This window comes from Akkermansiaceae bacterium (assembly GCA_017798145.1).
GTDB lineage: Bacteria > Verrucomicrobiota > Verrucomicrobiia > Verrucomicrobiales > Akkermansiaceae > Luteolibacter.
Map to the genome: position 1 here is coordinate 1,689,551 of CP059069.1, position 21,370 is coordinate 1,710,920.

Sequence of the window (21,370 nt, forward strand, 5' to 3'; positions counted from 1 at the left end):
TTTCCCGGGGCGAAAAAACACACATTACGGAAAAATCATGGGTAATCGGAATAACAGCATATTGGCCCTGGCTTCGGCGCTGGGGTTGGGGCTTGGCGCGGGGAGCGCGACGGCGCAAACAACCATCGATGTCGGCGGAGCCGGCGTGATCGGCACCACCCCGCTGGCTGTGGACGGCGGCAGGGCAACCGTGCCCAACAACGGGGCGAACTGGCAGGCCGCAGGCGGGGCCGGCATCGTTTATTCCAGCCTCACGAGCCCGCAGTTCGTCGTGCCCGCCACCCATGTGGACGGCCAGATGCTGACCCTCAAATTCACGCACCGCTACAATTTCGAGGATGACTGGGACGGCGGCGTGGTTTTCGCAAACATCAACGGAGCCGGCGAAACGTATGTGGATGAGAACGCATTCTCCCAGAACGGCTATACGAAAAACAACCTGATCGGCTCGGTATGGACGGATGGCAGGTGGGCTTTCAACAGCGCGACCACCGGTTGGCTCGCCGGTAATTTGGTCGAAACCATCGCAACCATAGGGCCGGTCAACCGGGGGGACACCGTCTCAATCACTTTCAGGGGCGGCTGGGACGATGCCTACAACCAGCCGGAGGATCCTGCCAGCCCCTACGGCAGCCCCGGCCCGGCCTGGGAGATCGGCAGTTTCCATCTAAGCGATAGCTCCAGCACGGCATTCTCGGAAATCAATTTCACCACCGACGGCCCCTCGGATTTCAGCGTCGCCAGCGACGCCCGCCTCTCCGGCCCGTGGAGTTATCCGAGGATCACATCACGCTTCGAGATCACGGACGCCCCGTCTTCCGACAGTTACGTTCCGGACACCCAGCCGAGCGTGATCGACCTCAACGGCATCGATGTCGAGATCTCCCTGCTAGCGGGGACGCTTGTCGGAGGGGAGGTTTTCACGCTCTTCGACCTTACCGGAGGTTCGACCCTGGCGGGTTCGATCAACAGCATCAGCCTTCCCCCCATTGGGCAATGGGACACCAGCGCCCTCGCGACGGCAGGGACGATTACCTTCGTTTCCCCTCCCCCTGAGCTTACATGGAACATCGCAGGCGGTGGAGACTGGGATTTCGTCACACCGAATTGGATCGGGAGTTCGACCCTTTTCACCGACGGAGCCAACGTCACATTCAACAACCCGGCTGGCGGGGTCATCAAGGTCGTCAACCAGGGCACTGCACCGAACCGGATCACGGTGGATTCCGCCGGCACCTACAAGCTTGTTTCCGGGGTCGTCCCCACCGGTGTTGCGAATTCGATTTCCTCCGGGGCTTTGGTGAAAAACGGACCCGGAACACTTCAGATCGGAGATGACACGCTCAACCAGCAATTTGGCGGCACCCCGAACATCCATTCCAATAATTTCTCGAGTGTTACGATCAACTCGGGAACCCTGAAATACAATTCCATCCAAGCACTTGGAACCGGGACGCTGACCCTCGCCGGAGGCGTGACGGTGATCCAGGCGCGCGTCGAGGGGCGGATCTTCACGAACAACGAGGACATCAAGAACGATGTTGTGCTCAGCGGTGGGCTTGTGAACCTGCCGATGGCCTTCGGCAGCGAAAACAAGGGGATCTGGATCTCGAAGACCTGCACGGGCCCCGGGGGATTCAACGTCACGGGCGACAGCCGGTATCTGGGGCTTTCCAATGCCGGGAACAGCTTCGGAGGCGGGATCACCCTGACGACCACCGCCACCAACAACCCGGCGGTTGTGGACTTCAGCACCTACACCTCCCTGGGGACGGGAACCCTGACGATCACCGAAAACCTGATCACCAACACCTCCCCGCGCGGCGGCCTGACGAGCCGTGCCGACCTTCCCGGAAACGAAAGCTTTCCCAACGGTGTGACCAATCCGGTCATCACCGCCACGGGCAAGTTTTTCAACATCCATTGTGCGAATGCCGCACATAGCCTGCAACTCGGCGGAGTGATCTCGGGAGGGGGCACGGTGCGCAAGTGGAAGAACGCCAGCACTGTGATTCTCTCCGGGGCAAACACCTACACCGGCGGCACCCGGATCGATGCCGGGACCATCGCCCTTGGAGCGGACAACACGCTCCCCGACACGGCGCCTGTGATCCTCGGTGCGGGCACGCTCGATGCCGCCACATTCAGCGACAAGACGGGAACCCTGGATCCGACGGCGGCGGGCTTCATCAACCTGGGTGCCGGAGGGGCACTCGCCTTCGCGGACAGCAGCGAGGTCGATTGGACAGGTGGCACGATCGAGGTTTCGGGAACATTCGTATCCGGTTCCTCGCTGCGTTTCGGCACGGACTCCGGCGGCCTGTCCGCCAACCAGATCGCGCAGATCACCGTGCCGGGCATCAGCCCGCTGGCCCTCGATGATAACGGATACCTGATCCAATACGTGGAACCGAACTTCGCGAACTGGATCTCGGGTTTTCCGGGGGTCGGGTCCCTCACAGGCTTCCATGATGACGCGGACGGCGACGGCAACGCCAACGGCTTGGAAAACTTCTTCGGCACCGATCCGGGCGCTTTCACGCCGGGCATCATTCTCGGCACACCGGGCGGCGGCAGTTTCAGCTTCACCCACCCGCAGAATCCGTCGCCGGTCAGCGACATCACCGCCCCGGCCTACTCCTGGTCGAAAAATCTCGCAACTTTCCATGCGGATGGCGCGACAGACGGCGAGGGGACGACCGTGGATTTCTCTCCGCTGGCAGGCGGAGGCACGGCAACGGTGACGGCAACGGTGAGCGGGACGCCGACGGATAAGCTCTTCATACGTGTGGGAGTCGGACAGATCGTGTTCAACCCCATCCTGCTGGATGAGAATTTCGACGCCGACACCGCCCTGCCGGCCGGATGGGTCAGCAACGGCCCCGTCGCCGGGACGAATTGGGAAGTGGGCAATCCTACCGGAGGGTATGCCACAGGCCCCGTGGGCGGCGCGAACAGCCCTGACCATTGTGTGGGGACCAACATTTCCTCGAACGGCGGCGAGTACACCTCCTCCACCGACATCACGCTGAAATCACCCATCCTCACGATCCCGGGCGGCAGCCCGGCGACCCTCACCTTCGCCCAATTCGTGGATACCGACCTCACCGGGGACTTTGCTTCCGTTCGCATCCTGGATGCCGACAACGCGGATGCCCCCATCGCCGGGGTAGGGATCCTCAACATCGAAGGCGACGGGACAGGTGCGGCATGGGCGCAAAGGACCCTGGAAATGCCATTGCCCGCCGTGGGTGGGAAGAACATACGCGTCGAGTTCCGCTTCACCAGCGATGCGATCACGAACTACGGCGGCTACTACATCGACGATGTGAAGGTCGTCATACCAGAGCCTTGACCCCATCCCGGGGTATCGGACGGAAGCCTTCTCCGGCAGGGGCTTCCGTCAGAACTCGCCCTTGAAGGAACAGCGAACCGTGGGGGCATTGAAGGTCATCGTCTCGTCATACATTTTGCGTGTCCATTCACCCTTTGGTGAATAACCAGCCGAAGAAGATTGGCATTTGCCTCTGTCCTCGAGCAATTGAACCAATCGGGGTATTGGCTCAAGGAGCGCACCTGCGGCGGCGGAGCATGAGGAAAGTCGACAAACCGATGAGCGCGGCCGAGGAAGGTTCGGGAATCACGGAAAACATATCCGCCGCCTCGGTTCCGATCCGGATTTCGTCGAAAGCAACCTGATCGATTTGACCGTCGCCATTGGGGGTGTTCGCATTCTGCCTGGAGAGGGTAATTGTCGTCAGGTCGGCTGCGATGCCGGTTCCAGAGAACGTGTAGGTTGCGTCCGCATTGGCATTGGTGAGATCGCCCGCGCTTGCAGGGTTCACGAACAGGCGGGCCGTATCCGGATTCCCTGGACTCAAATCCAGCTTGATCACGAAATGCGCCGCTTCATCTGTGATCGCTTTGCCGGAACTCAGGTCACCGAAAGACCCTGAATCATTTCGAATCAGGCGCCATTGGGTGGAGCTCGAAGGCCAGATACCTGCACCAATCCGGTCGTTGTTAGCGCTTGTGTTGAGGGAAAGCCACATCTGTGTCGGATCACTGCCGCCCTTTTCGGCCAGCCAACCTACATAAACCGTTCCGCTCGAAATCCCTGACGCAAGATTCCTGCTCATGCCGGTGAATTGAGATGTGGTCACTGCTGTCTGCGCTTTGCCGCCCGATGCAGGCAGGGAACCGTAGGTTAGACCTCCACCGGCATCGACAAGTCCCCCGGTCCAGTTGTTCGCCCAGCCAAAGCCCTGCCCTTGGCCGCCCAGATTACCTGCCGTGTAGCCGACGAATTGATCGTAAGCGAGCAACGCGGCTTGGGCGGAATGCGTCGATACGGCGATTGCGCATACAACCGGCAAACATGAGGCCTTAAAACTGACCCCGAAGGAGAGTCTTGAAATCATCCGCCGATTATTGGACGCCAACCCATTGCATCAAGTTTTTTTTGACCACGCCATCATGGCTCCAAGGTCATCGGAGCTGAAGAACTCGGTGAAGCGTAGGCTTCCCCGACGAGGGAACATTTGAAAACAAAGGATAGGGCAGGCTTGGGGATGGTCGCCTGGCCGCAACGGGGCGGCCAGGCGAGGCAGTTTGTCGGGCGGTTGCCGACGCTTGTGTATCCCTAGAACTCGCCCTTGAACGAGCAGCGCGCGGTGGGGGTTTCGAAAATCACGATCTCGGCGAGACCGGGGAGTTGCGGCTCGAGTTTTTTCCAGAACCAGCCGGCCATGATCTCGATGGTTGGGCTTTCCAGTCCCTCGATGTCGTTCAGGTAGGAATGGTCGAGTTGCTCCAGAAGGGGATTCATCGCGTTTGAAATGAGCTTGTGGTCGTAGATCCAGCCGATTTTCTCATCGACCGTGCCCTCGATGTGGATCTCCACCTTGAAGCTATGCCCATGCATGTGGCGGCACTTGTGGCCTTCCGGCAGTGAGGGCAGTGTATGGGCGGCCTCGAAGCGGAAGTCTTTCGTGATTCTGGCTTTCATCGTCTGGCAGGAGACTAGGCAGCTTTCGCGAAATAGGGAATCCAGAACCTCGGAAGGGATTTTTTGATGGATTGCACTCCCCGCGGACGTAAGTTCTGGTGTGTTTCCGAGGAAAAACCTGATCGCCATGAGCCTGCTTGCAGCTGCCCTCACCGCCTGCAAGAAGCCCGTTGAAACTGCTGCGGATACCTACGAGAAGAAGGAGGGGATGGTGAAAATCCCGGGCGGCACGACGATGATGGGTTCCGACGGCGTGTTCGAGACTCCATACGGCAGGAAGGAATTCCCTGAGGAAAACCCGAAGGTGAAGATCGAGGTCTCCGGTTTCTGGATCGATGAAACCGAGGTGACCAACGCGCAGTTCCGCAAATTCGTTGAGGAAACCGGATACGTCACCTTTGCCGAGCAAGAGCTGGATATCTCCACCCTGCCGCCGGAAGCCCTCGCCAAGCTCCCGCCGCCTCCGCTCAAAAACGGAGCCATCATTTTCAATTCGCCGGAAACATTCGAGGGGCCTGTCATGGAGCCGGGAGCCTACCTGCAATGGTGGAAGTGGGATCCCGAGGCAAGTTGGAAGCATCCGCGCGGCAAGGGCTCCGACCTCAAGGGACGCGACGATTTCCCTGTCAGCTGTGTCACCTACGACGATGCCGCCGCGTACGCGAAATGGGCTGGGAAACGCCTCCCCACCGAGGCCGAGTGGGAATTTGCAGCCCGCGGCGGGCTGGAAGGGAAAATGTACACCTGGGGCGACGAGCTGAAGCCCGGCGACAAATGGATGGCCAACACCTTCCAGGGCACTTTCCCCACCGAGGACACCCGCGAGGACGGCTTCGCAGGCCCCTCACCGGTGAGATCCTACCCGCCAAACGGCTACGGCCTCTACGACATGGCAGGCAATGTCTGGGAAATCTGCTCCGATTTCTACGATCCGGAATACCGCAGCGAATGCGAGAAATGCGATCCCAAGGGACCGGACACATGGATCAACATGAACACCGGGCAGAAGTCCGGCGGTGCGCCAAACCACGTAACCAAGGGCGGCTCCTACCTCTGCCACGTCTCCTACTGCATGCGCTACCGCCCCGGTGCCCGTCACTCGATTGAGAATGACTCCCCACCTGCCACCACCGGCTTCCGCTGTGTGAAGGATCTGTGAAACCCGCCGCAGGCCGGAACTAGCGTTCCAGCAGGCGCGCCACATGCTTGGCGAGCATGTCCGCCTCAAGGTTCACCGTGTCACCTGGCTTCGCATCAAGCAGATTCGTGTGGGAAAACGTATGCGGCGTGATCCAGAAAACGGCCGAGGCATCTTTCAGGTCCGCGATGGTCAGCGAGATCCCGTCTATCGCAATCGAGCCCTTCGCCACGCAGAGCCGGAGGATGTCGGCCGGCAGCGAGACCTCCACCACATGATCCTGCCCGTTTGCCTCGAGGGAAACGATCTGTCCCACCGCATCGACATGGCCTTGCACGAAGTGCCCGCCCAGCCTGTCGCCGACGCGCAGCGCCCTCTCAAGGTTCACGAGGGAACCCTCGGAAAGTTTCCCCAGTGATGTCACCCGCAAGGTTTGCGCCAGCACATCGAAATGCACGGCCTCAGGGGAAATCCCGGCCACCGTGAGGCAACAACCGTTGACCGCCACGGAATCGCCCAACACCAGTTCACCGGCGAAAGGGATGGAAATACCCAACCGAGCCTGCTCGCCGAGGTGCGCGAGCGTGGCGACTTTTCCCAATGATTCGACGAGTCCGGTGAACATGATGTGCCGGATACATCACATAGCCGCCCCCGGATGTCACCCCGCGAATCCAAGGGCCGGGATTTTTCGCACAGGGGGGGCGCGCACTGCAACGGCCTTCCTGCAACCCTGAGCGACGGGTTGCGGCGATGCGCAAGGTATGATGCTAGGCAAGCGATGCTGCCAGCGGGCCGCCCCGGAATGGCGGGTAGCCGGTGCCAAGGATCATGGCGAGGTCGATGTCGTCGGCGGTTTCGGCGACACCTTCGTCGAGGCAGAGTTTCGCCTCGGCGGCCATGAGCTTGGCGAGGATTTCCCGGGTGTCTTTCGGGGTTTCCTCGGAACCGGTCTGAAAGCCGATGGCCTCGGCATTTACGGCGGGGGATCCAGCGTCATAGACATAGAAACCGCTGCCGCCCTTGCGCCCGGTGTGGTCGGCTTCGAGGAGCTTTCCGACGATTTTCGGAATCTTCATCCGGCCCGGATATGCGGCGGCGAGGGTGCCTGCCACGTGCATGGCCACATCGAGTCCGACCTCGTCGAGAAGGCGCAGCGGACCCATGGGCATTCCGAAGTCGAGCATGGCCTGATCGATTTCCTCGGGGTCGCCGCCCTGCTCGAACATGGCGGCGGCCTCGACGAGGTAGGGCATGAGGATGCGGTTGACGAGGAAGCCGGGCGAGTCCTTGACCACCACGGGGAGCTTGCCGATTTTCCGGACGAAAGAGACGGCGGTGGCTAGGGTTTCGTCGGAGGTGGATTCCGTGCGGACGACCTCGACGAGCTGCATGCGGTGGACGGGGTTGAAGAAATGCAAGCCGACGAGGCGTTCGGGATGGGTGATTGAGGAGGCGAGTTCGTGGATGGGTAGGGCGGAGGTGTTGGTGGCGAGCACGGTATCGGGACGGCAGCGGGCGGCGAGGTCGGAGAAGATTTTTTGTTTGATGGAGAGCTTCTCGACGGCGGCCTCGATGATGAGATCGCAGCGCGATAGGGGAACGCTGCCACTGGCGGGATGGATGCGGTCGAGGCCTCGGGCGGCTTCCGTTTTGGAAAAGACGTGGTGCTTCTGCGCATCGGCATAGAGGCCGGAGATGGATTTCATGCCATGGGCGAGAGCCTCGGGCGAGATGTCCTGGAGTGTGGTTTCGATCTTCCTGGTGGAAAGCCAGTAGGCGATGCCGGAACCCATGAGGCCGGCTCCGATGACGGCTGCCCGTTTGATTTCGCGAGGCTCTGCGGAGCTGTGCTTGTGTTTCTTCGCCCGCTCCTGGAGGAAAAACAGGCGGATGAGCTGGGCTGTTTGCGGGAGGGTGGCGAGGCGCTGTATGGCTTCGAGTTCGGCCTGCTGCGACTGGGCGCGGGTTTTTCCTATCGAAGCGACGGCCACTTCCAGTGCGGCCTCGGGGCCGGGGTAGTGGCCATGGGTTTTCTTGAGAAGCTCTTTCTGCGCCTGGACGCGGATGAGGGCTGCGACGGCTTGGTTGTGGGTGATGGGGTTGTTCGTGTGGTGGCGCTTGCCTTTTTCGAGGAAGCTGAGGGCGTGGGCTTTCAGGTGCTCCTTGGGGACGGTCTGATCGACGAGGCCTTTGCGTTTCGCGAGTTCGGGGGAGTGGATTTTTCCGGAAAGGATGACCGGGAGTGCGTCCTGCAGACCCAGCAGATCTGGCAGGCGTGTGGTGCCGCCCCATGCGGGGAGTATGCCGAGCTGGGTTTCCGGGAGACCGATTACAGTTTCCTGGGAATCGCTGGCGACGCGCCAGTCGCAGGCGAGGGCGAGCTCATAGCCGCCGCCGACGCAGGCACCGTGGATCGCGCAGACGGTGGGATAAGGCAGGTCGGCGATGCGGTTGAAGAGGGTTTGGCCGGTGGCGATGAGGCGGGTGAGTTTTTCGCCGCGCGCGGTGGAGAGTTCGTTCAGATCGGCTCCGGCGATGAAAATGTGAGGTTTTGCGGAGCGGATGAGGAGTCCGGTGACTTCGGGTTGGGCGGTGAGCTCGTCGAGGCGCTCGGAAAGTTCCGCGAGGGTGGCGGAGTCGAAGATGTTGGCCGAGGAACCCTCGCGGTCGAAAACAAGGATCGCTGTGGAGTTCGAGAAGGTGAGGGAGATGTTCATGGGAGTGAGAAGTGCCGGGTGATCAGTGAGAAGCGGAAGACCAGGGACGCTAGGGGCGCTCGAGGTAGAGGGCGGCTCCTTGGCCGCCGCCGATGCAGAGGGTGGCGAGGGCGCGTTTTCCTCCGGTTTCCCGGAGCTGGTCGAGGGCGGTGAGGATGAGGCGGGCACCGGTGGCACCGACAGGGTGGCCGAGGGCGATGGCTCCGCCCCTTGGGTTGAGTTTTTCAAGGGGGATCTCGTAGGCGGGGAGGTCGAGATGGTGGGTGGATGGATGTTTCAAGGATGACAGGACGGCGAGGACTTGGGCTGCGAAGGCTTCGTTGAGTTCGATGAGGTCGGCATCGTCCGGGGTGAGGCCGGAGAGTTGTTTGGCTTTTGCAATGGCGTGGACGGGGCCGAGTCCCATGCGGGCGGGATCGCAGCCGGAGTATGCATAGGCGGCGAGGCGGCCGAGGGGTTCGAGGCCGTGGCGCTTGGCGGCGGCCTCGGTGCCGACGAGGAGGGCGACGGCTCCGTCGGTGATCTGTGAGGAGTTTCCGGCGGTGACGGTGCCGGTGGTGCGGTCGAAGATGGGACGGAGGGTGGAGAGTTTTTCAGGGGTGGAATCGGTGCGGATGCCGTTGTCCTCCGTGATCGCTGTTCCGTTGCAGAAGACGGGGGAGATTTCGGAGTTGAGCTGTTCGCGGTGGGCCAGGGCTTTGGCGTGGGATTCCGCGGCGAACTTGTCCTGGGCTTCGCGGGTGATGCCGAATTCGCGGGAGAGGATTTCTGCGGTGTCTCCCATGATCAGGCCGCTGAACGGATCCGTTAGGCCCAGCTCAAGGCCGATGCGCGGTTTGAAATCCGAGAGGTTGAAACTGGCGGCGGCGGAGAGTTTCTGGCCGGAGGATTTGGCGCGGTTGAGATCTGAGAAATGCTGGGCTGCTTCATGGGGGAAGAGCAGCGGGACATGGGTCATGCTCTCGGTGCCGCCGACGAGGAAAAGATCCCCCTGCCCTGCCGCGATGCGCTGGTGGGCGGCGGTGACCGCCTCCATGCCGGAGGCGCAGTTGCGGTGCACGGTCATGGCGGGGACGTGCTGCGGGATCCCGGAGCGCAGGGCGATGACGCGCGCGATGTTCGCGGCCTCGGCGGGCTGTGCCACGCAGCCGAAGATGACTTCCGAGATCTCGGCGGGGTCGATCCCGGTTTCCGCCAGGAGCGCGGTGGCCGCGGCGCGGCCGAGATCGTCGGCGGTGAGGGCGGCGAGGTCTGTGCCCATCTTGCAGAAGGGTGTGCGGGTGGCGGCTATGATGAACATGGGGAACTTTAAATTTTAAACGATAAACTTGAAGGAAGAGAAACCGCGGATGAGCGCGGATCGGCACAGATCGGATTCTTCGGAAGCGGAAGATTTGGGCAGTGCTGTAATTGAACCGCCAAGTTCGCCAAGGAAGACTGTGGTCTGAGAATCTGGAGGTTTCATTGGGCTGGCTTGGCGGTGAAAAAGGCCTTTCTTTGGTTCAGGCCTTCGGCCTGTTGTCTTTGACTTTCTGTTCCTTGAGTTCCTTTCCTACGCCCTGGAGTTTGCGCATTTCATCCCAGCTGTGGAATTGGATTTCGTTGGGGGCGAATTCGGTGGAGGAAAGGAAGCGGTGGTAAATGGATTCGCGGAGCTGTTCCTCGCCGCCTTTCATGACGACGGCGTGGACGAGGACGATGTCGGACTCAAGGGGGTCGTCGTTGCGCTTGCGGAGCTCGATCTGCCATGCGCCGAGGCCTTCGGTGTCGTCGAGGATGTTTTCGAGCTTGTTGAAATCGACGAGGGTTCCCTTGAGCTTGTCGATGGCGAGGTTCCTGAAATCCGAGACGCGTGAGATTTTCCCCAAAAGGCGCGGGCATGTGCGTCCGCAATGGGGGCATGGCTCGCGGGTGATGCCTTTCTCGATGAGGTCGCCCGTGCGGTAGCGCAGGACGATGGTGCCGCGCGAGTCGAGGTGGGTGAGGACGATCTCCCCAGGCTGGCAGTCCGGGACGCGCTCGCCGCTTTCCGGATCGATGATCTCGATGAAACACATGTCCGGGTAGATATGGAAGCCGGAGGGGTGCTCGCCGTTGGTGGGGAGGCATTCGGTGAAGGCCAGCTTCGCCTCGGTGAAGCCGTAGGTGGACATGATGGCGACGTTTTCCGCACCCATCTCGGAGCAGAGCTCTTTGAGTTTCCGGCGCATGCCGGCGGGGACTTTCTCGCCGCCGAGGACGAGGCGCTTGAGGTTTTTCCAGCGGGATCCGGCGGCCATCCCCTCCTGCAGTAGGTGGTAGAGGAAGGTGGGCATGGCGATGATCGCATCGGGGTCGATCTTGTCGATGATGCGGATGTTGCCATCGGTGCCGACGGTTTTGCCGCCGCCGGTGGAGAGCATGAAGGTGTTGTGTCCGGTGCCCGCGTAATGCGCCTGCCAGAAGGCGAGGTGTGGGGCGAAGGGGAAGGCGTTGACGTGTTTGTTGGACGGATCCGATTGGCAGAGCTGCATGAGGCGGCGCCCCCCTTCCGTCAGGCGGGCGATGTCATGCTGCGTGTATAGAAATGGGACGGGAGCGGAGGAGCGGCCTGTGGTGCTGGTGAGGAGAATGGGGCGGAGTTCCTTTTCGAGGGCGGCTTTCGCGTTGGATGGGCCGGCGGTGAGGGCTCTGAAAATGGTGCGCCATTCCTTTTTCAGGGCGGCCTCATCGGGGATGATCGCGAAGTCGCGCGGGTTTTCAAAGTCGGCCTTGGAGGTGAAAGGCAGTTGCGTGAGATCGTCGGTGGTGCGGATGTCGCGGGGATCGATTCCGTTTTCCGAGAACATGTTCCGGTAGAACCTGGCGAACGGTACGGCGCGGGTTTGCAGGAAGCGCCTGAGCAGCGCGTCCTGGTGGAGGCGCAGGGCTTCAGGCGACGCGTTCGCCCACCATTTGCTTGTCGGGTTTTTCATCGGAGCGGGTCTCTGTGAGGGCGCGGATATCATCCAGGTGGTCGAGTGCGACCTTGCGGCCGGCCTCGATGAAGCGCTCGAAGTTCGCGTAGTCGTTCCATGGCGCGGAGAAATGCTCGGGGCGCAGGGCGATGTCGGCTCGCTTCAGGGAATCGTGGGCGATGCGCACCTGGGCGCAGCGGATCGACTGGCGGAAGGTGTCCACGATGTTTCCCTTCGCGAGGAAGTTGATGTTGCGGTTGATGGCGGACAGGCATCGGTTTGCAAGCGATTGAGGCGGGATCTCATCCTCATCGCCTCGGTACATGCCGGCATCGACCTGCTCGAAGGTAGGGATCACGGAAACGGCGATGACCTTGTCCACGTCCGTGAATTTCCGCAGGGCGCCGACCGGGATGGGATCGACCACGCCGCCATCGACACAGCGGCGTCCGTTGAGGATGACGGGGGCGATGATGCCGGGCATGGCGCAGGAGGCGTGCACCGCATCGGCGATTTTCCCTGTGCGGAGGACGAGGCGCTCCTTGGTGTCCAGATCGGCGGAGATGACGAGGAGTTTCCTTTCCAGATCCTCGAAGCGCAGATTGCCGAGCGAGCGCTCCAGATGAGCCTTCGCCTTGAGGCCTCGGAAAAGTCCCTGCATAGGCGGGAAGATCGGATCGGCGAGTTTCCAGAGCTGGCGGCGGTCGTGCATTTCCTCGGCGAGCTTCACCAGATCGTCGCCGGAAAAGCCGGCCGCCCAGAGTGCGCCGACGTAGGAGCCCATCGAGGAGCCGGAGATTGCATGGATCTCGATCCCGTTTTCCTCAAGCACCTGGAGCACACCGACATGGGCGAGCCCGCGCGCACCGCCGGACGAGAGGGCGAGGCCGAGCTTCGGCTTCTCGGCGGCAGGCTGCAGCGGGCGTTCTCGCCGGTAAGGGCGGGGATCGCCTTTGAGCTTGCGGAGGATTTTTCCAAACATGGATGCGGGCGGTGTGGAACGCGGATCCTTTCCCACGATTCATGTTTACATTACTCCGGCACGCCTCCGATAGCAAACCATTCCCGATTGCCCGCCAGCGGGCAATCGCCTACAGATGCGGAGTGCACCCGCTCCGACATGCCGCCGCCATCCTCGCCAGCTCAGCGATCTCTTGGGGCGCACCCGCTCCGCTGGAGAAGCTGGAAAATTGCACGCTGGTAAAGACCGGATGGGCGGACGGCGACAGTTTTCTTGTTAGAACCGCGGATGGGAAAGAGCTGACCGTGCGACTCTACGGCGCGGATTGCATCGAATACCACGTCACGGATGAAAGCGATGCCCGCAGGCTGCGCGAGCAGCGGAGGTATTTCGGCATCTCCGGTTTCGGGGGGGCTGCGGAGAAATCCATCGCGCTTGCCAAAAGCCTCGGCGGGCTGGCAGCGGAGGAAGTGGTTCGGGCTCTCGGGAAACCGTTCACCGTGCACACCTCTTTCGCGGATGCGCGCGGGGACGGGAGATACCAGCGCATCTACGGCTTCGTCACCACCGCCGATGGCGAGGATCTCGCCAGCCATCTCGTCAAGATGGGCCTTGCCCGCGCCTTCGGCGTTTACAAGCAGACACCCCTTGGGAAGTCCGGCAACGAATACCGCGCCGAGCTCGCAGACCTGGAGCTGCGCGCCGCAAGGCTGGGAAAAGGAGCATGGAAGAAGACCGATTGGGATCAGCTCCCGGAGGAAAGGCGGGCACAGCGTGAGGAGGAGGCGGAGCTGGAAATCGCGACCGGGGCGAAGCGGGAATTCACGGGAAGCCCTGTCAACATCAACAGCGCCGCCCGCGACGAACTGATGCGCATCCCCGGCATCGGCGAGGTCACCGCGAACCGCATCATCGAAGGCCGCCCCTACGATGAACCGGCTGACCTGCAAAAGGTCGAGGGCATCGGCGCGAGGACGGCGGAACGGCTTCTGGGCTACCTGGATTTCGGAAAACCCCGGTAGCCGGGAATCACCTCAGCCCGACCGGCTTTTCGAGGATCTCCTTGAGGACGAATGCGCTGCGCAGCTCGCTGCGCTTGTGCAGGCGATTTCTGATACTCCCTGCAGGCGCGGTGGAAACGGCCCGTTCTCCGGCCTGCTTCGGCGCTTTTGTTGTGCGCGCGCTCTTGGCCTTCTTGAACTCCCGCGCCCGTTCCATGAGAGCCTGCTGGCGGCTGAGCTCGGCGCTTGGATCGAAAGCCTCGAGAAGCGGCGGCGGGCTTTGCCTGCGCAGATCGGGAACGGCGGGGCGCACGGCGTCCGGCACTGCAGCTCCCGAAGGCGGGAGCGGCGGCGGGACGGCAGGCCTCGGGATCCGGCGCTCCGCCTCCATCTCGAATTCCTCGAGTTCATCGGGATGGTAGCCGCCCTCATCCTTCGCCTCGGAGCGCGATTTCAACCACTGCGCGATAGCCCCGACTATCAGGATGATGACGTAGAAATATTCCGAGATGAAATCCATGAAAACGCGACTTTATTTCCCTTCCGCAAGCTCTGCCTTGAAATCCCCCATCGCCCACTGGATGCCGGCCAGGTAGTGGGCCAGCACCTTCGGGTGCCAGTACATCTCGTGGTTGTGGCCGATGGAGCAGTAGAAAACCTTGCCCTTCTCCCAGTTCCGCGCCCATGCCACACCGTAGTCGCTGTCCTTGCGCTTCATCCCGCCGACCTTGTCGGATTTCTCCGGATCGAGGCGGAGCAACATCTCCACCTTCGAGGAGTCGTAGGGCTCCTTGAACTGATAGATCTCCTCGTTGAACTCAAGCCGCTCCCCGCCGAACATCGCCGCCAGCGGATGTTTCTCCATCCCCGGCTCGACGTAGATGCTCACCTTCTTGTTGGCATTCCACGGATGCCCGTCGAAGTAGCCGTTGATCATCTCGCCGTACTCCGGCCAGTCGTAGAAGGTGTCCGTCGCCGCATGGATTCCTACGAAACCGCCGCCGCGCTTCACGTAGGACATAAGGTTGTCCCGCAGGGTCATCTCGCGTTGCTTCGCGGCTTTCTTTTCCTCGTCGGACATCTTTTTCATCTCCTCCTTAGAGGGCGCAAAGGGGTTTTGCGTGGTGCTCAGGAAACAGATCGCATCGAACCCGGCGATATTGTCCTTTTCGAAATTCGCAAGGTCGTCGCTCACCACGGTTTCAAACGCCCCGGTCATTTTCCCCATCTCCGTGAGAGCCAGCTTACCGGTAACGATGGAGGCGTGGCGGAAGCCTGCGGTGCGTGAGAACACGAGGAGCTTGCGGGGCTTGACGGGCTTCGCGAATGCATCCGCCGGCAGGGCGGCTGCGATCTTTTCCTGGGCACCGGCAGGCGGCTGCTCAGTGGCCGGATTGTAGGCGACGAGGCCGAGGGTGATCGCGCCAAGGACGCTTGCGGGTATCAGTGCTTTCATTGGGGGTCGCGGTTCGGGTGCATCATCCACATTCCGGCGCACACTGCCCACCAAAATCTTTCCGTGCTTCCCAAGCTGGGGAATCCCCGCCTAACAACCCATGAATTCAGGATATTGGATGTTTTCCTGCTCCCCCGCCCCACCTTGAGCGCCCCAATCCCTTATTTCATCATGGTTCCGTTGAATTTTCCCGGAAACTTGCGTTGCGGGCCGGCGCAACGGCTGTTTCAGGTGCCTTCGGAAGAAAAGCAAATTCGTGGAGGTCAGACCCGCCAATGAATCCTGCATTGACCTGGGACGGAAAAATTTCATCTTGCTCCGAGACAGGAGTTTTGCCCTAGCTGTATGGCGAAATAACAACCATGGAAACAAAGCATCTCTTGCAAGCATTTCCATTTGTCGCATGTCTTCTTGTCGGATGCGGCAGGGGCTGGCAGATGGATTACGGCAAGCCGGAGGCGCAGTTTCTTCAGGATAGCGTGACCACCCAGGGCAAGGCATGGGTGGGCAAGAAGATTACGGTAAAGGGCGTGGTTACAAAGGTCGAAGTCTCGGATCCGAATGAGGCATGGGTCGAATTGGAAAATGGGATCAAATGCAATTTCCATGAGATGAGGCAGATGGCTGAGAGCGCCAAGGTGGGGGAGACCGTCTATGTGGATGGATTCCTGAAGCGTTGCGACGAAGGTGATGTCCTGATCGATCCCGCGATGTTGCGCGACCCAACCGCTCCGTTCACACCACAGTAACCAAGACGCCGAACCTGCGGCCCGGATGAAATCGGAGACTTGCCCCGGCGTGCCATTCCCATGACGGGCGTGCGGCCACTTGCAACATTCCCGGAACTTGCAACCAGCATGAGACTCGGTCGCCCGCCAACGCTCTTGGCACAAGCACCGCCCATTGCTGGAACAGCCCGGCTGCCACCGTGATCCCCGAGCCTTCTGCCGGGGGCATTCACTTCTTCGGGGAAACCTCCTTATGCCACGCCTCATGGAGCGCCCGCAGGCGAGCTACGGTCTCCGGTTCGGCCTTGAGGTGATCCACCGCCTCCGGGTTTTCGCCCGTGAGGTTGTGGAGGGAGAGGACGGGTTCATCGAGACCCCCCGGGGTCATGGAGATCAGCTTCCAATCCCCGTCGCGCACCGCCCAGTCGCCGCGCCATGCGAAGTGAAGGACACCGCCGTAGGGCGATGGGGCAGCAGCGGATTCGATCAGCGGCAGGAGGCTGTGGCCATCAAGAGCGGCGGCACCGGATTCGCGCTTGATCCCGCAAAGCTCCATGACCGTGGGAAACCAGTCCATGACGGTCATCATCTGGTCGCGCACCTTTCCTTGCGGCAATCTTCCAGGATAGCTGATGATGGCGGGCACTCGGATGCCACCCTCCAGGAAGGTCGCCTTGTGGCCTATCCATTTTCCCGTATTGCCTGCGCCGCTCGCGGCGTAAAGGTGCCCCTTGGGTAGCCCGCTGGTGTGCTTATCACCCCTGATCCGCATGAACGTTTCCTCCGAGTGACCGTTGTCGCTCATGAAGACGATGACCGTATCCTTGCGAAGCCCCAGTTCGTCCAGCTTATCCACAACCCGACCGATGTAGTGGTCGGTGGTGGAGATCATCGCCGCATAGGAACGCAGTGCAGGATCTTCAAGCGAGGCATAAAGCTCATCGAATTTCGCGAGCGCCTGCTCCGGGTAATGGGGAAGGTTCAGTGCGAGGTACAGGAAAAACGGCTTGTCCCGGTTTTCATCGATGAAATCCAGGGACTTACTTACAATGAGTTCCGGGAAATACTCGCCCGGCGCGAACACCTCCGTGGTTCCCTCGTAGAGATCGTGGAAGCCATTGCCATGCAGGAAATGGTGATTGTAGTTGTCGATGAAGCCGCCGCGTATCCCGAAAAAATCATCGAAGCCCTGCTGCTCCGGCCCGTGGTCGCGGTGGGCGCCCAGATGCCATTTCCCGAAGAGGCCGGTGCGGTATCCCGCAGCCTTGAGGGCTTCCGCCAGCGTCACTTCCGCCAGCGCCATGTTGATGCCCTTGGCTCCCCCCATTTGCCCTTGCGTCCAGTCTGTCACCCCGCCGCGCTGAGGATGCCTTCCGGTCAGCAAGGCCGCGCGAGACGGACAGCACACCGTATGCGCGTAAGCTTGGGTGAACCTCACGCCGCTCGCCGCGAGCTTGTCGATATTCGGGGTGATGAGTGCGGTGGAGCCGTAGCAGTTCGCATCGAGCGTGCCTTGGTCATCGGTGAACAGGATGATAACGTTCGGCCTTGTATGCCCGGCGCCGATTTGTAGGGAAGATAGCGCAAGGAAGATGGCAAGAGCACGAAGGCTCATTCGCCGTAAATCCGGGAGGCCAGATAGGATTGAGACTCTCGACATCATGATGCTTGACTTGAGGTATCGCATAAAAGACGACCCGGAAAGCCGAACATTTGAGGATGAAGCAGTTGCTGACGGCACCGTAGGCGAATTACGGAATTTCCCGCCAGCTGCGGTGCGTTCCAGCGTTTCAGCCATGGCTGGAAACGGTCACCGCCGGGACTTAGGCTGAAAAACCAGCCTGAGCAAAGATTCCGCTAGCCCTGAAGATCCGTGTAGGCGCTCTCGCCGTGATCCGTCTGGTCGAGGCCGCTCTGCTCGCTTTTCTCATCCACCCGCAGGCCGACGGTGCACTTCGCAACGGAGAATGCCACGAAAGCCGCAACCCCGCTCCAGGCGATGGTGATCAGCACGGATACCGTCTGCCCCCACACCTGCGAACCCATGGAGATCGTGTCGTTGTAGGCACCCGATCCGCCCATACCCTCGAAGCAGAACACGCCTGTGAGGATGGCTCCGACTATGCCGCCGACACCATGGACGCCGAAGACATCGAGCGAGTCGTCGAAGCCGAGCTTGTGCTTGAGCTTGATCGCGACGTAGTAGCAGAGCACCGCGGAAACGGCTCCGATACAGAGCGCGCCGGGGATGCCCGCCGTGCCGGACGCCGGGGTGATCGCGACAAGACCGGCGACGGCGCCGGTGGCACCGCCGACCGCGGTGACAACGCCGGTGAGGATGCGCTCGATGGCCATCCATACCACCACGGCCGTGGCACAGGCGACCTGGGTCACGAGCATCGCCATGCCCGCGGTGCCGTCCGCGGCGAGCTCGGAGCCCGCGTTGAACCCGAACCATCCGACCCAGAGCAGCGAGGCGCCGATGACGACAAGCGGCACGTTGTGCGGGGTGAGCGGGGATTTCCCGAAGCCCTTGCGCGGGCCAACCATGAGGCATCCCACCAGGCCGGCGACGGCTGCGTTGATATGAACGACAGTGCCGCCCGCGAAATCAAGGACATGAAAGCGGTGGAAGAAACCCTCGTCGGTGTTCCATGCCATGTGCCAGATCGGAAGGTAGGAGATGGTGAACCAGATGATGCTGAAAATCATCACGGCGGAAAATTTGATCCGCTCCGCAAAGGCACCGATGATGAGTGCGGGGGTGATGATCGCGAAGGTCATCTGGAACATCACGAAGATCGTCTCCGGGTAGCCGCCTGCATCGCTGTCCGGCGTCACTCCCTTGAGGAAAAGCTTTTCCGCGCCGCCGATGAAGGGATTGCTGTTGGTGGTGGCGAAGGAGTAGCCGTAGATGACCCAGAGCAGGCTCATCACCCCGGCCATTGCCAGGCACTGGACTAGGATGGAAAGGGTGTTCTTGGAGCGCACCAGCCCGCCGTAGAAAAGCGCGAGGCCCGGCAGGGTCATCAGCAGCACCAGCACGCTGCAGATGAACATGAACGCGGTGTTGCCGCTGTCGAAAGCCGGTGCCTCGTCCTGGGCGAAAAGCGGCAGCGCGGAGGCGGCGAGCAGGGTGGCGGCGATGGCGGATTTTTTCAGGAGACTGGTTGGGTTCATGGTGAGGGCGGTTTCTGATGAAAATGCTTCATGCGATGCGCGGGAACTATGAAGTCCCCGGGAGCATCCGGTAAAGGGGGATTTTCAGGCTGCAATCCGCTTCCCGGCGATTCACGGATCCGTGCGCACGGCACACGCCGGAATTCCCGAACCCGCACGGCTTTCTTCTTGTTTGACCGCCGGGAGCACCGAACGCATCCTCCGCCCATGATCCATCTGCGACAGCTCGCAATCTGCCTCTTCACCATCTTCACCATGACCTCGTGCGGCGGGAACCCGCCGCAGCGCAGGCCACAGCAGCCGCCGCAGGGAAGCGTCCCGGTTCGGGTCGGCTCCATACCCAGGACTCCGCCACCTGCCGTGGTGGCCGAGAGCGTGCTCGTCGTGGATCTGGACAGCGGGCGCAACCTCTACGCGAAAAACGCCGATAGCGTCCGCGCAGTGGCCTCGACCCAGAAGATCATCACCGCCCTCTGCGTGCTGGACGCAGGCGACATCGACAAGACCGTTGTGATCCAGCCGGATGACACCGCCTGCGAGCCGACCAAGCTCTACCTCAGGCCCGGCGAGCGCTACACCCGCCGCGAGCTGCTGAAAGTCCTCATGGTGAAGAGCGCGAACGATGTGGGGCGCGCCCTGGCCCGCGATGTCGGCGGCAGCCAGGAAGGCTTCGCCAACCTGATGAACCGCAAATGCGCCCAGCTCGGGATGCGCAACTCCCATTTCAAGAACCCGCACGGTCTCACGGAACCCGGCCAGTATTCCACCGCGCGCGACATGGGCATAGCCACCCGCGTGGCCTACCGCAGCCCGCTGCTCCGTTCCTACTTCGCCACGAAATCGTTCACCTTCACCTACAACAACGGCCGCACCCGCACCATCGAGAACACCAACAAGCTCCTCAAGACCCTGCCTTACGTGAACGGGATGAAAACCGGCACCACCAACGCATCCGGCCGCTGCCTCATCTCCACCGGCACGCTCAACGGCCGCTCCGTCGCCTGCGTGGTCTTGAAATCCAACACCCCCAACATCTGGTCGGACTCCGAGAAACTCATGCGCTGGGCACTGGAGCGGCCCGGGGCGGAGTAGGCGCCACATCCCCGCCGATGGATCCGCGCAGACAGCTTGGGCATTTGACGGAAAGGAACCTCCTCCGCAGCCTCAGCCCGGGGGAGAGCAAGGGACTGAGGATCACCCGCGACGGGCGGGAACTCTGGAACTTCGCCTCCAACGACTACCTCGGCCTTTCCCACCACCCGGACATCGCCGCCGCCTTCGCGGAAGGCATCGCCAGGTACGGCACCGGTGCCGGCGCATCCCGGCTTGTCACCGGAAGCTCGCATGCCCACACCGCGCTGGAGGAAGGCATCGCTGCGGCGAAACATTCAGAAGCCGCCCTCACCTTCTCCTCCGGCTACGCCACAGCCCTTTCCGCCATCCCCGTCATCTGCGGGAAGGGCGATTTCATCGTCCTCGACAAGCTGGCCCACGCATGCCTCATCGATGCCGCCCGCATGTCCGCCGCCACCCTCCGCGCATTCCCGCACAACGACACGGACAAGCTCGCCAGGCTCCTTGCCGCGCTCCGCGCCAAGCACCCCTCCGCCCGCCTCCTCGTCGCCACCGAATCCGTCTTCTCCATGGACGGCGATCTCTGCCCCCTGCGGGAACTACTAGACATCTGCGAGTTCCATGGGGCGGAACTCCTGCTCGACGAAGCCCACGCCCTCGGCGTCCTCGGCCCGACCGGCATGGGCCTTGCCGAGAAGCTCGGGGTGCAGCACCGGGTCCATTTCCAGATGGGCACGCTCAGCAAAGCCCTCGGGCTGTCCGGCGGATACCTCGCCGCGTCCCGCGATTGGATGGATCTCATCATCAACCGCGCGCGCCCTTTCATATACACCACCGCCCCCGCCCCCGCCCTTGCCCATGCGGCCATCGCAGCCCTCGGCCTCGTCCGCTCCGCCGGGGGAAAAAGGCTCCGGGAAAAGCTTTTCAGGAACGTCTCCCTGCTGCGCCCGAATCACCCGAGCGCAATACTCCCCCTCATCATCGGGGAAAGCGCGGCCGCGCTCTCGGCCTCCGCCGGGCTTGCGGAAGAAGGCTTCCTCGCCCCCGCCATCCGCTACCCCACGGTGCCGAGGAACACCGCCCGGCTGCGCATCACCCTCTCCGCCGGGCACCCGGAGGAAGCGGTGAGAGGTCTCGCAGCCGTCCTAGGAAAAGGGTTCCGATAACC

General features: G+C 61.8%; 17 protein-coding genes. 6 read left to right on the plus strand and 11 right to left on the minus strand.

Features of this window, described 5'->3' with window-relative positions; genetic code table 11:
• Positions 1 to 37: 37 nt before the first annotated feature.
• Complete coding sequence (locus HZ994_07055) at positions 38 to 3,355, plus strand: choice-of-anchor J domain-containing protein (GenBank protein ID QTN32095.1); 3,318 nt, start codon at positions 38 to 40, stop codon at positions 3,353 to 3,355.
• A gap of 208 nt (positions 3,356 to 3,563) precedes the next feature.
• On the opposite strand, the gene HZ994_07060 is transcribed toward HZ994_07055, so the two are convergent.
• Together HZ994_07060 and queD are read right to left on the minus strand one after the other, a co-directional pair.
• Positions 3,564 to 4,421 carry a PEP-CTERM sorting domain-containing protein gene (locus HZ994_07060; GenBank protein ID QTN32096.1) on the minus strand — a complete coding sequence of 286 codons (858 nt, stop codon included), beginning with the start codon at positions 4,419 to 4,421 and terminating at the stop codon, positions 3,564 to 3,566.
• 221 nt (positions 4,422 to 4,642) lie between these two features.
• Positions 4,643 to 5,008: a 6-carboxytetrahydropterin synthase QueD gene (gene queD / locus HZ994_07065; GenBank protein ID QTN32097.1), complete on the minus strand. Its 366-nt coding sequence runs from the start codon at positions 5,006 to 5,008 to the stop codon at positions 4,643 to 4,645.
• A gap of 208 nt (positions 5,009 to 5,216) precedes the next feature.
• On the opposite strand from queD, the gene HZ994_07070 reads away from it, so the two are divergent.
• On the plus strand, positions 5,217 to 6,167 hold the full coding sequence (locus HZ994_07070) for a formylglycine-generating enzyme family protein (protein ID QTN34337.1): 951 nt from the start codon (positions 5,217 to 5,219) through the stop codon (positions 6,165 to 6,167).
• 19 nt (positions 6,168 to 6,186) lie between these two features.
• Here the strand turns inward: HZ994_07070 and HZ994_07075 are convergent, their stop codons facing one another.
• From HZ994_07075 to HZ994_07095, 5 genes are all read right to left on the minus strand, one after another.
• Positions 6,187 to 6,771, minus strand: a complete 585-nt coding sequence (locus tag HZ994_07075) for a riboflavin synthase (GenBank protein ID QTN32098.1) — start codon at positions 6,769 to 6,771, stop codon at positions 6,187 to 6,189.
• Between the two features lie 145 nt (positions 6,772 to 6,916).
• A complete protein-coding gene (locus HZ994_07080) occupies positions 6,917 to 8,866 on the minus strand; it encodes an enoyl-CoA hydratase/isomerase family protein (protein ID QTN32099.1) in 1,950 nt (649 codons plus the stop codon).
• A 49-nt stretch (positions 8,867 to 8,915) separates the two neighbouring features.
• A complete protein-coding gene (locus HZ994_07085; protein ID QTN32100.1) occupies positions 8,916 to 10,166 on the minus strand; it encodes a thiolase family protein in 1,251 nt (416 codons plus the stop codon).
• Positions 10,167 to 10,368: 202 nt separating this feature from the next.
• Complete coding sequence (locus HZ994_07090; GenBank protein QTN32101.1) at positions 10,369 to 11,820, minus strand: AMP-binding protein; 1,452 nt, start codon at positions 11,818 to 11,820, stop codon at positions 10,369 to 10,371.
• Complete coding sequence (locus HZ994_07095; protein ID QTN32102.1) at positions 11,777 to 12,784, minus strand: patatin-like phospholipase family protein; 1,008 nt, start codon at positions 12,782 to 12,784, stop codon at positions 11,777 to 11,779. Before HZ994_07095 ends, HZ994_07090 begins: the two co-directional genes overlap by 44 nt.
• Before the next feature lie 122 nt (positions 12,785 to 12,906).
• On the opposite strand from HZ994_07095, the gene HZ994_07100 reads away from it, so the two are divergent.
• Positions 12,907 to 13,785, plus strand: coding sequence for a helix-hairpin-helix domain-containing protein (locus HZ994_07100; GenBank protein QTN32103.1), 879 nt, complete (start codon positions 12,907 to 12,909; stop codon positions 13,783 to 13,785).
• A 7-nt stretch (positions 13,786 to 13,792) separates the two neighbouring features.
• Here HZ994_07100 and HZ994_07105 read toward each other — a convergent pair whose 3' ends face one another.
• Positions 13,793 to 14,284, minus strand: coding sequence for a hypothetical protein (locus tag HZ994_07105; GenBank protein ID QTN32104.1), 492 nt, complete (start codon positions 14,282 to 14,284; stop codon positions 13,793 to 13,795).
• A gap of 12 nt (positions 14,285 to 14,296) precedes the next feature.
• Positions 14,297 to 15,220, minus strand: coding sequence for a ThuA domain-containing protein (locus HZ994_07110; GenBank protein ID QTN32105.1), 924 nt, complete (start codon positions 15,218 to 15,220; stop codon positions 14,297 to 14,299).
• A 362-nt stretch (positions 15,221 to 15,582) separates the two neighbouring features.
• Between HZ994_07110 and HZ994_07115 the strand changes: the two genes are divergently transcribed.
• Entirely contained in the window at positions 15,583 to 15,969 is a 387-nt protein-coding gene (locus HZ994_07115) for a hypothetical protein (GenBank protein ID QTN32106.1), read from the plus strand.
• A gap of 208 nt (positions 15,970 to 16,177) precedes the next feature.
• Here HZ994_07115 and HZ994_07120 read toward each other — a convergent pair whose 3' ends face one another.
• Both HZ994_07120 and HZ994_07125 read right to left on the minus strand, forming a co-directional pair.
• The gene (locus tag HZ994_07120; protein QTN32107.1) at positions 16,178 to 17,563 is read right to left on the minus strand and encodes a sulfatase-like hydrolase/transferase; all 1,386 of its coding nucleotides are present in this window, start codon (positions 17,561 to 17,563) and stop codon (positions 16,178 to 16,180) included.
• 242 nt (positions 17,564 to 17,805) lie between these two features.
• Entirely contained in the window at positions 17,806 to 19,128 is a 1,323-nt protein-coding gene (locus HZ994_07125) for an ammonium transporter (GenBank protein QTN32108.1), read from the minus strand.
• Between the two features lie 207 nt (positions 19,129 to 19,335).
• On the opposite strand from HZ994_07125, the gene HZ994_07130 reads away from it, so the two are divergent.
• Together HZ994_07130 and HZ994_07135 are read left to right on the plus strand one after the other, a co-directional pair.
• The gene (locus tag HZ994_07130; protein QTN32109.1) at positions 19,336 to 20,220 is read left to right on the plus strand and encodes a D-alanyl-D-alanine carboxypeptidase; all 885 of its coding nucleotides are present in this window, start codon (positions 19,336 to 19,338) and stop codon (positions 20,218 to 20,220) included.
• A 17-nt stretch (positions 20,221 to 20,237) separates the two neighbouring features.
• Complete coding sequence (locus HZ994_07135) at positions 20,238 to 21,368, plus strand: 8-amino-7-oxononanoate synthase (GenBank protein QTN32110.1); 1,131 nt, start codon at positions 20,238 to 20,240, stop codon at positions 21,366 to 21,368.
• Positions 21,369 to 21,370: the final 2 nt, after the last annotated feature.